At 38.8% G+C, this 9,963-nt stretch carries 8 protein-coding genes; 5 read left to right on the plus strand and 3 right to left on the minus strand.

The window, feature by feature from the left end; all coding sequences use genetic code 11:
* Positions 1-292: 292 nt before the first annotated feature.
* Positions 293-2,980: a sodium:solute symporter family transporter gene (locus tag EDM53_RS03930; protein ID WP_130122369.1), complete on the plus strand. Its 2,688-nt coding sequence runs from the start codon at positions 293-295 to the stop codon at positions 2,978-2,980.
* A gap of 679 nt (positions 2,981-3,659) precedes the next feature.
* Here EDM53_RS03930 and EDM53_RS03935 read toward each other — a convergent pair.
* Both EDM53_RS03935 and EDM53_RS03940 read right to left on the minus strand, forming a co-directional pair.
* Positions 3,660-5,012 (minus strand): S8 family serine peptidase, encoded by a 1,353-nt coding sequence (locus EDM53_RS03935; RefSeq protein WP_165379634.1) that lies wholly within the window; start codon positions 5,010-5,012, stop codon positions 3,660-3,662.
* The gene (locus EDM53_RS03940) at positions 4,993-6,066 is read right to left on the minus strand and encodes a hypothetical protein (protein ID WP_165379635.1); all 1,074 of its coding nucleotides are present in this window, start codon (positions 6,064-6,066) and stop codon (positions 4,993-4,995) included. Before EDM53_RS03940 ends, EDM53_RS03935 begins: the two co-directional genes overlap by 20 nt.
* 816 nt (positions 6,067-6,882) lie before the next feature.
* Here EDM53_RS03940 and EDM53_RS03945 point away from each other — a divergent pair.
* Both EDM53_RS03945 and EDM53_RS03950 read left to right on the plus strand, forming a co-directional pair.
* Entirely contained in the window at positions 6,883-7,137 is a 255-nt protein-coding gene (locus tag EDM53_RS03945) for a hypothetical protein (RefSeq protein WP_130122372.1), read from the plus strand.
* A 9-nt stretch (positions 7,138-7,146) separates the two neighbouring features.
* Complete coding sequence (locus tag EDM53_RS03950; RefSeq protein ID WP_130122373.1) at positions 7,147-7,503, plus strand: hypothetical protein; 357 nt, start codon at positions 7,147-7,149, stop codon at positions 7,501-7,503.
* 354 nt (positions 7,504-7,857) lie between these two features.
* Here the strand turns inward: EDM53_RS03950 and EDM53_RS03955 are convergent, their stop codons facing one another.
* A complete protein-coding gene (locus EDM53_RS03955) occupies positions 7,858-8,838 on the minus strand; it encodes a histidine kinase (RefSeq protein WP_130122374.1) in 981 nt (326 codons plus the stop codon).
* A 305-nt stretch (positions 8,839-9,143) separates the two neighbouring features.
* On the opposite strand from EDM53_RS03955, the gene EDM53_RS03960 reads away from it, so the two are divergent.
* Both EDM53_RS03960 and EDM53_RS03965 read left to right on the plus strand, forming a co-directional pair.
* A complete protein-coding gene (locus tag EDM53_RS03960) occupies positions 9,144-9,347 on the plus strand; it encodes a type II toxin-antitoxin system HicB family antitoxin (protein ID WP_130122375.1) in 204 nt (67 codons plus the stop codon).
* Between the two features lie 421 nt (positions 9,348-9,768).
* A partial coding sequence (locus EDM53_RS03965) for a hypothetical protein (protein WP_207215424.1) occupies positions 9,769-9,963 on the plus strand: 195 nt, incomplete at its 3' end.

Here is a 9,963-nt window from a genome sequence, read left to right on the forward strand (position 1 = left end):
TTTTAAAAGATATTGGTTGAGGTATTATACATATCGTGGTACCTGTCTCTGGGGATGCTACCTACTCATACAATTCTGGGCATAAAAACAGTAAGTCCTTGGAAATATACTCAAAATTTTATGAGCGAAAGATACGAAATGTTCAAATCAGATGATGCTCGTGGCCACAAAACTACCGGCTCTTAGTTTGGGGTATATATGTTGCAAGCGTTACTACTGGTTTGTTATCAAAAGTGTGAAAGTGGCTCCCAAAGATTGACTACATACCCCTAATCTTCACTATGAGGTCATAATGGTTGGAATACTAAGTGCATTAGATGTCAGTATTGTTGTTGCTTATTTGGTTGGTTGCCTTGTGGTGGCTTTTTGGAAGGCGGCAGAAATCAAAACAATACGAGAGTATACCCTAGGTAGCGGCTCTGTCTCTACTCTGGTATTGGTATGTACTATTTTTGCAACTTACCTAAGTGCAAGCTCAACAATAGGCACAGTAGAAAAAATATACACTTTAGGTCTGTTTTTCGCGATCGCCAGAGTTGCAGGTCCATTAGTATGGTTAATTATGGCTAAGGTGTACATTCACATAGACCAATTTGCTGGTTGTCTCTCAATATGTGATGTTGCTGATGTTCTGTACGGTAAAGTCGGAAGATGGATTGCAACTATCGCATCACTGATTCTATCTGTTGGTAGCGTCGCTACTCAGGCCCTCGCTATGGGTTACATGTTTGACTACTTTCTGAAAATTGGGCAACTGGAGGGGATTATACTGGGCGTTGGTATACTAACTTTTTATTCTGCATTTGGTGGTATTAGAGCTGTTGCTTTAACTGACGTACTACAATTTTTTGTATTTTATATAGCTATTCCAAGTGCTTGTTTAATCGCATTGCACGACGTGGGAGGTATTCAAGCTCTTTATCATAATTTACCAAGATCGCATGTCACCTTGAATTTGGAAGGTAAACAATTGTGGTTCTTCCTAAGTCTATCGGTATTTATATTACCATTTAATGGAGGAGCCTTTATACAAAGATTCTTGATGTCAAGTAATCCCAAACAGCTTGCAAAGTCCCTAAAAGTAATAGCACTACTACACCTACCACTGGCAATATTTATTTGCTTGATAGGTTTCATCATGAAAGTGCAGGCACCAGATCTAGAACCACAGTTTGTTTTTATGACGTTCATGGAAAAATATCTGTTTTCGGGAATTAAAGGACTCCTAATTGCAGGTATGATAGCGGTCATGATGTCTACAGCAGATTCCTGGTTAAACACTGCTTCTGTCTTATGCGCCCATGACATAGGTAGGAAGTTATATCCTGCTTTGACAGATGCGCAACAATTACTGATTGCACGTATATGTACATTATTGATAGGTGTCGGTTCTATATTTATAGCAGCGGCAGCAAGCGGTATTTTGGAACTGTATTGGCTGGTATACAATTTTTGGGACACTATCATGATGATTCCTATAGCTGCAGGTTTTTTAAAATTCAGAACAAATACTATGTCATTTGTTATCTCTTGTGCGTTTGCTGTAACGTTTACTTGTTTGGGAGCATATTTTGATGGAAGGTTCGCGACAATTAGCGTTGCCACCGGGGTCATTGGTAGTAGCATTGGTTTCTTTGGTGCGCATTACATACAGAAGTACTGCGGAGTCAAAATGCCCAGGCTAGAACAGCTACAGCACAATAAAACTAGCACATACGTGAGGAGGGAGAATAGCATAACAAAGAAGCTTGCTCATTTCATACGAAATGCTTCTATTCGTGACATCATGAGGTACGTAGATAACAAAGCTAAAAGGTATAATACATGGTTTGAATTATCTGGCGCTGCCATTGTGATATTTTGTACGTACCCGCTCCTGGTATATCCTAGTACTGTCTACGATGCATTCTCGGGCACTTTACGGTACATGTCTAGTGCTTTGGCTTTGTTTATATGTTTTGTGGAACTTTGGCCAAAAAGATTGAAGGAAAAGCTTCTAGGTATATACTGGTATTCCCTGCTGACCATTTCGTTCCCTATTTTATCAGGGTACATGTTGTGCTTGCATGCTAACATGTTCTGGACCATAAATTACCTAATGGGACTATTGTTGCTTGTGACGCTAACAGATTGGATAGTCTTTATGATTATTGGTTCAGTTGGTACAGTGTTTGGGTTATTACTGGCTGTGGGGTTTTCTTCTACATGTGGCTTACATAGCTCCATCTACAGTATTATGGTTCTCACTGTGGGTTTAAGTGCAATAGGGTACTTAAAGAGTCTCAGAGAGAAGAGTATAGTAAGAAGAGATAGGATGATTGCACACATTGCCCATGAGTTGAGGAGTCCTCTTGCAACGATACAATCAGGGTTGGAGATAATGTATAGTCCAATGAAGAATCCAGGTGACGATCAGGGGTTTTCTTTAAGTCAAGTAAAATACGAAATGGTGAAATCAACTCTCGAAGGATTGCAGGACATATCACATCGTGGACTTGGAATGGTGGAGATATTATTGGCCAAGCTGCGCCACCAAGAAAATAAGGCAGACATAGACAGGTATTCTATGGACCAATGCATAAGGAGTGTAGTCAGTAACTACAGGTTTGATAAGAGTGCGCTGGACAGGATCAAATATAATCCGAGGAGCAATTTCGTGTTTGAAGGCTCACTGATATTCACGAAACACATATTATTAAACATACTTGATAATGCACTGAAGTACTCAGGTGTTAATATACCGATAGAGATTAGTATCAAGAATCAAAGTGTGCACATTAAAGATTATGGGAAGGGTATACCTCCTGAACAACTACCATATATCTTTGATGCATTGTACACGCAGGAAAGGTCTGGTACTGGTTTAGGGTTAGCGTTTTGCAAGGAAGCAATGGAAGGTATGAACGGTACCATTTTTTGTCATTCAAAGCTTGGGGAGTTTACAGAGTTTATACTAACATTTCCGGTAGTCAAAAAATAGGGCTAGTGCTAAGGTACCTGGGCTGAGCCGCACACATTAAACTCACTATGTTCTACACAACGTAGTAGCCTAGACAGTAAGAGCTGGTAATTTTGTGGCCATGTGATGTGGGCATTGAAATGGGATGAAGTGTAGTTGGGGAGGACATAGGATTGGGAAAAAATAGTACGCTAAGGGGGAGGTGTACGTCTGACTTTTCTGATGTGGATTTGCCAGAGCTGCGATACCACAGTCAATCAGATGACAGGTGTTGGAAGGCTAAAACACCCCCTTCCGTCATTTTACGCACAAGCGTCAGTAATCTGATCTACGTCTCACATTGAAGCCAGACGAAATCCCAACAGAAGCAGAACCGCTTCCAGCGGTTACCACTGTCAACATCAGGCACGCCACATGCACTTTTTTACCTTACTCTTTAACTTACGTTATGATACTGTGTTATGCTTCCACCAACCTAACACTTCCTCATATATCCGTCAAGTCCCATATCAAATATTTACTCCATAAAAGCTCACATCTCAATGCCCCCGCGGCCACAAAATACCCGCTCTTAGTGTGGGACCTTACTGAAGGGACACCTTACTCCACGGCGCACAGACGCCTATCCTCACGTACCCTAGACGAACTTGGTGAAGGTAGGCGCTTTCTCATCACCGCATCTGCTTTTTACGGGGTTTCTTTAGAGCCTTTTATTCTTTGGTTCAAAGTTACATACCTCTCTTAACACATTTTGATAATCCAACATCTTCCCACCCTTTACTTTTGTCGTACTTAAACCACTCTCTATCCTTGCAAAATCCTCAATGGCATTCACTATTCTTGTACTATTATTCATATTAACCGGATCGCATGATAGTAACATACTGACTAAACTCGTTACAAAAGTGGCTGCGTTAGAACTACTACCTTTTGTCGTGTCATAGTTAATGTACTCAAAAGGGGCTAAACATATTATACCTTGTCCAGGAGCGGCTATATCTACATACTCACTATTATAGTTACTATTGGAACATAAACTCTTCCCATCACGTGCTGAAGCAACCGTTAATTTGTACTTCACTTCCACATCCGTGATGTTTAATCTCTGTGGTAATTTTGCTGGATATGCATCTACACTATCTAAATCCATTCCTTCATTCCCTGCTGCTATGATCAGCAGTACACGATCGTATAACTTCTGCTCAATTGATAATTTGTTGTAAAAGCTCCCCCACTTCACCTGGCTATTGAGAAAATTTAGAGATAAATTGAGCACAAACACATCAGTCTCCTTATCATCAAAAAATAGACAGTTACCAACACCATCAGTCTCGCATCCACCTTCCTTCCTACCTCTTAAAACACTATATATATCCTTGATTAATATATCTGGGTAATTATCTTGTGTGATGTCATATATCATTGCATTAAATGGTATGACTACTGTGTTCCCTGTTAAACCACCAGCTTTCGGTGCCACACAACTCTTTGATGTAGAATCCGCTAAATGGCCAGCTAAAAACTGCTTTTGGCCCCCTATTAAAGATGCTATACATGTTCCATGATAAAAAATTACCTTTTCCTTATTTAATTTGTTTAGCTCACTTTCTAAGTACGCCTTCTTGATCTCTGTATCATTGACCTGATTTACCAAATTCTTCAACTCATCCGCCATATCTTCATCTATCTCTTCCCCGTCAAGGCTTGCCACAGTGATATTATAGTCTTCCTGTAACGTTCTTAGCCCCTTGGCAAGCTCACTTATCTTACTTTCTAACACAATCTGGGTACTAATAAAATCTAATGATGAAGAGGCATGATACTCTTTGAAGTACTCTGTACATTGGGATACTACACTTTCGCGTGATATGATGTTGAATCTCTCATCAGTAGTACCAATATTAATCTGCTTCGATCTATAGATACACGAGTCAGCAATGAAGCTATGCACAAAATTGCCACCATCTAACACGCTATCGTAAAGAGCTAAAGGCCCTACGATATAGTCCTCTACATACCAAGGAGATATTGTACTACACTGTTCCATGCTCATAGTAAAAACCATAACAGTTATCGTAGCTACAATCCAGGTTGGAATCCACTTCAGACTCCCTTATCGTGCCTGATATTAAACCTGATACGTTAGTCTTATATGACTCTACATGACTGGATAATACCTCTAAACCCCTAACGGTAATGCTTGTAGCGCTACCAAATATACCTCCTACAATCGACTCCCCTGTAATATTACAATCTTTTAATAAGAGATTCTCTATGTCCACGTATTTCCCTGCTCCTGCTAATCCACCTGCATATACCTTGCCTGCAATATCAAAGCCCTCAAGTTGTATATCCTTGACCACTACATGCCTATTGGCTTGCCCTAACATATAGTTAAATAAGCCTACCAAAGGCTTTTGAGCCTCAGAGATACACAACCCCTTAATTGTAAATCCGTTACCGTCTAATCTCCCTGTAAACGCACCTACACCTCCATGGTACTTACTGGTAGGTGTAATAGGGAAGTTATACTTGTTACATCCTTTGGAAAATTCTATGTCATTCCCTAACGCATAATTCCTATAAGGCGCATACGCTATGTCCTCTAGATCTTCAATATTATTCACTAACATATACACCTCACATCGATCAGATGGTGCAACGAATTTCGTGTAACTATGACCATGCTTATATTTATGCTCAATTTGAGTAGGGGGGTTGTAGTGCACGTATACTTTGCCATCACCTTCTATCTTAATCTGCTCAGAAGAGGACTGAAAAACAACACTACCACCAGTATTACCATTGTTGATACCAGCCTTAAGGTATAAATTACCATTCCCTTCTATTGTCAGATAAGAAGAATGTGCAAACGTAATGTTGTTTTTGGATATCAATACTAAATCGTTATGTAATGTTAATGACGTCGTTGAATTGAATACCATATGCTCGCTCTGTATGATCAGCTTAGTCACCGATGATAGTAGTTCTATCTGTTTGGCAAGATTATTATCGAGGCTTGTATCAAATCCAAGGTATTTCTCTTGTGCTGTTAATAGGCCAAAAGAACGTGTGACATAACTCATTTTTGGTAGAGTGTTGGACATATTATTACTGAGTTAATTTATGCTTAGTTATGGCCATTGTAACTCTTTTTATCGAAAATTCAAGTAACGTCTACTTTTGTAGCATTCCCATTGCTGGGAGCGCCTTGCTCTACTCATCCTTGATAAATTCCTGTTGTATTTTACGTTCCTTTATGGGAGGACATAGGATTGTGAGAAAGTAGTACGCTAAGGACGCAACATAGGTCTGATAGGTCTATTTTATGTGGCCTATACGCCACACAGAAGTCCCGACGAGGGATAAGACCTAGACACACAATTTTAAAGCACTTTATCCTCGTTAATACCTTCTCACAATGTGTAAAATATCCACATAATAATTCATCATTTGCCTCCATCATAAGCAACCAAAATATACTCTTATTATCTGTCAATATTACCATAAATATTTCCTACATTATTCACAGCTTTATACCTCTCATCTTTGATTATTTATTTCTACAAAATAATACATTTTGTACCTACCTTTTTTGTTTATCACATTGTTCAGATCGCACACCTTTAAACATTCCCCAGCTCACCCATCATTACTTCAAAATATATACATGTGAAGTATAGCCTTGTCTTTATAGCATAAGAAAGTATTTACTACAGATGGTATCACTTCTACAGGAGCCTATAATATCATTTTTTCACCTTTTCGTGCTTAGTCCTATTGTTCAAACACATATTGGCTCCCGCATTGAGACCTCCAATCCCCCTACCACACCACTTCTCATCTGTTCTCCACTCTTTGGCTTTAATATTCACTCATCTTATGATACCATCGTTAACATGTATCACTAGTCATTCCTAAACATGTCTAATATCAATTCAAAAATACAAAAGCTTCAGGATAAACAAAAACGTATCCTCCAAAAAATCGAAATATTGAAAAACAAACACGCATTACGTGCCAAAAAAAATGAAATAAAAAAACTCACCATTATCGGCTCATTCTTTCTCAATAAATACACTACAGAAAATAAATTAAATGAGTTGCATCATATGCTAAACAAATATATAACTAACAAAAAAGATAGAAAAATTCTCAATCTCGATAATCCACAATAATTGTCCAATATGCCACGTCACCAACATCATTGCTTCCAGCATAATCTGCTCGATTCTCAATTACATCTAATCGTCCAACAACTAAATAAAAAATTCGGACATCATACATTATGCTATGCAAACGATTTACAACACAAATCTCATCCTTCAGACACAAAACTTCACGATACTCTTCAACGTCTTAACACCACATCTCAAAAAATAGACCAACAGCTATCCCAGCTCCTCAATTCCGACACCCCTAACACCTCCAAAATACTAAAACTCAAAAAACAACAAGCTAAACTTAAAAATCTAACCCGTATCCTCAAAAAAAGAGCTGAAATCGTAGCTGAACATCGTAAAATACATGCCGCCACACCATAACCTCACCAAATGTCGCAGCCTCAGATGGCAAACCACCTCTAGATACTATACTCTCCACATCCAACACAACCTATTCAAAGACCTCGTACTTCTTAAAACATGGGGGAGTCTCTTCTCACACTCTGGCAACTCACGATACCTTTACTTCCCTTCTAGGACACTCCTCAATAAAGAAGTCCTTGCAACCCACAAAAAAAGACTCCAACATGGATACCATCTAACACACGCCTCATAAGACACTAACCACACAACACACTTACCCTCTACACCATCGACTCCCTCTGATTCAGAGCAGTATCCTCATCAACACCTATACCTGCTCCTCTTCTCACTCACCATACAACTCTCCAATACTCACAAATTGAAGCTTAGTGTAAACACCGTACAACCACCAGACACCTCACACTTCATCTCACCACCTCCCCTTATCATCATTAACCTGCTGTACGACAGCATATCACCGTATTCCTTCGCCTCACAATTCCAAAAACTATACAACATACCCTTATGCTCTTTCCACTTATAGCCATAATCCCTCACTTCTATTTCGTTGGGCTTTGCTTGCACCTCTATCTTACCATCACTATACTTTAGCGCGTTCCTCAATACATCATCAAATACACACCTAAATAAATAACAGTCTACTCGCTTTATCGGACCTACAATGTTATATAACGGCGTCACCTCAATTCTTCCTCGCTCCTCACTCCCATAACTTGATATCACTTCATGTACCACTCTCATCAATACCGTATCCTTGTACAGCAACACTGAACTCCACAGCCTCCTTAAAATCCTCGTCATCTTCTTCGTAAAATCACCGTATTCATCTACAAAATTACGAAAAAATACAAAATCTACCTCAGAATCATCCCTTACCATCCTTATCGCTTGTCCTTCATACAAATCCAGTCCCTTTATTTTTTCATCAATCTCCTGCAGTAACACCCACACACTTGTAATAAGATATACACATCTGGGTAACATCAACTCCACCTTTCCATCCAACTCCTTCAGATGCTTATATAATGCATCTACACTCACATCAGTTGTAGAACTCTGGTTGGTGTATAACTCCATAGAATGCTCCCCTACCATAACAAGAGCATCCACGCAGAACTGCTTGATGCCTTTTAGACCCAAGGCTAAATTTGAAGCTCTTTCGTCCCCCTCATCAATATTCCGCTGTATATCTTCTACAGTATTCATTATGAATTCTATAGAAGCAGTAGACTTATCAATAATAAAATTCAAAAGAGGGTTATGTTGTGTGAGTAAATCCTCGATATGTCCTCTTTGTAATAAAAGCTGGCTGATTATCATATTGTGACGCATAAATACTCCATAAACAATTGTTTAATTCCCGTGCAGCAACACGGCAAATCTGTTGATTACTTTGGAGCCTTATGATAACCTCAACTTGTCATGGTGTCTGTTCATCACAGCCTCCTAGTGGTCTGACACAAATCTCTCAGACCACACTCTTTTGTTGTTTTTTTTTATTACATTTCTGTACTCACATATTAGGTAGACAATGGCTTTCCGTGATTATATATACAGTATAATAGCTACGTAGTTCGCCTATATACTATAGTAACCATATATTCACTATATAGTCAATATATAAATATACAATAGGTATGACAAACATCAAATCCTCTACTACCACAGAACCACTTAAAAAAACTGTTTTTAGAAATGTGATGATTTCGATGCCTGAGAATTTTGTACATGAGTTAGATCAGTACTTAGCAAATCATCCTATAGAAGGAAGTAGATCAAGCTTTGTTGTTAGAATCGTTGCGAATTACATTAAAACCAATAACGATAAAACGAAGACATAAAGTAAGTAATTGTTGCGTTCCTTTGATAGCATGGAACCTTTATTACTTGCCCATAATATAAGTTGGAAGTTGTGGAGGTCAAGATTCGATCCAACAAATAGCGATGATGATCAAAAAAAATTAGTCAAGTGGGTAAGAGAAACCTGGTGTATAAAAGTAACTATCTTTTGATCTTTTCCTCATTGGTGATTACACCTTACCTTTTAATCCGTTCAACAGTATTCCTAAAGGCATCAAGCCGTATTCCATAAGCTGCAGAAACTTTTCTCACTTACAGCACGTGGAAAACAATAGCGAACGTCTGTGAGAAGGTAGCATATAGATGTGAGATAAAATGAGTATTGTCGAGACCTCTGCATTATTGAGTTATGTGAATAGAAGTATTATGGTATGAAGGATAAAGTAACCAAAAGAGGATATGATGAGTTTTTTAAAGATTGAAGCAGAACATAGGATTCAGGGAAGTAAGGTGATGCGACTATGCGGTCTGATAAAGTGGAGAAGGCTTGAAGCTATTTTATGTGGTTTGGGAAGGAGTGGTTATGGTCCTAACGGTTATGATGTCGTTCAGTTGCTCAAGGCGTTGATACTACAAAGCTGGTATAGTTTAAGCGAC

Source organism: Rickettsiales endosymbiont of Peranema trichophorum (assembly GCF_004210275.1).
Lineage (GTDB): Bacteria > Pseudomonadota > Alphaproteobacteria > Rickettsiales > Midichloriaceae > RICK02.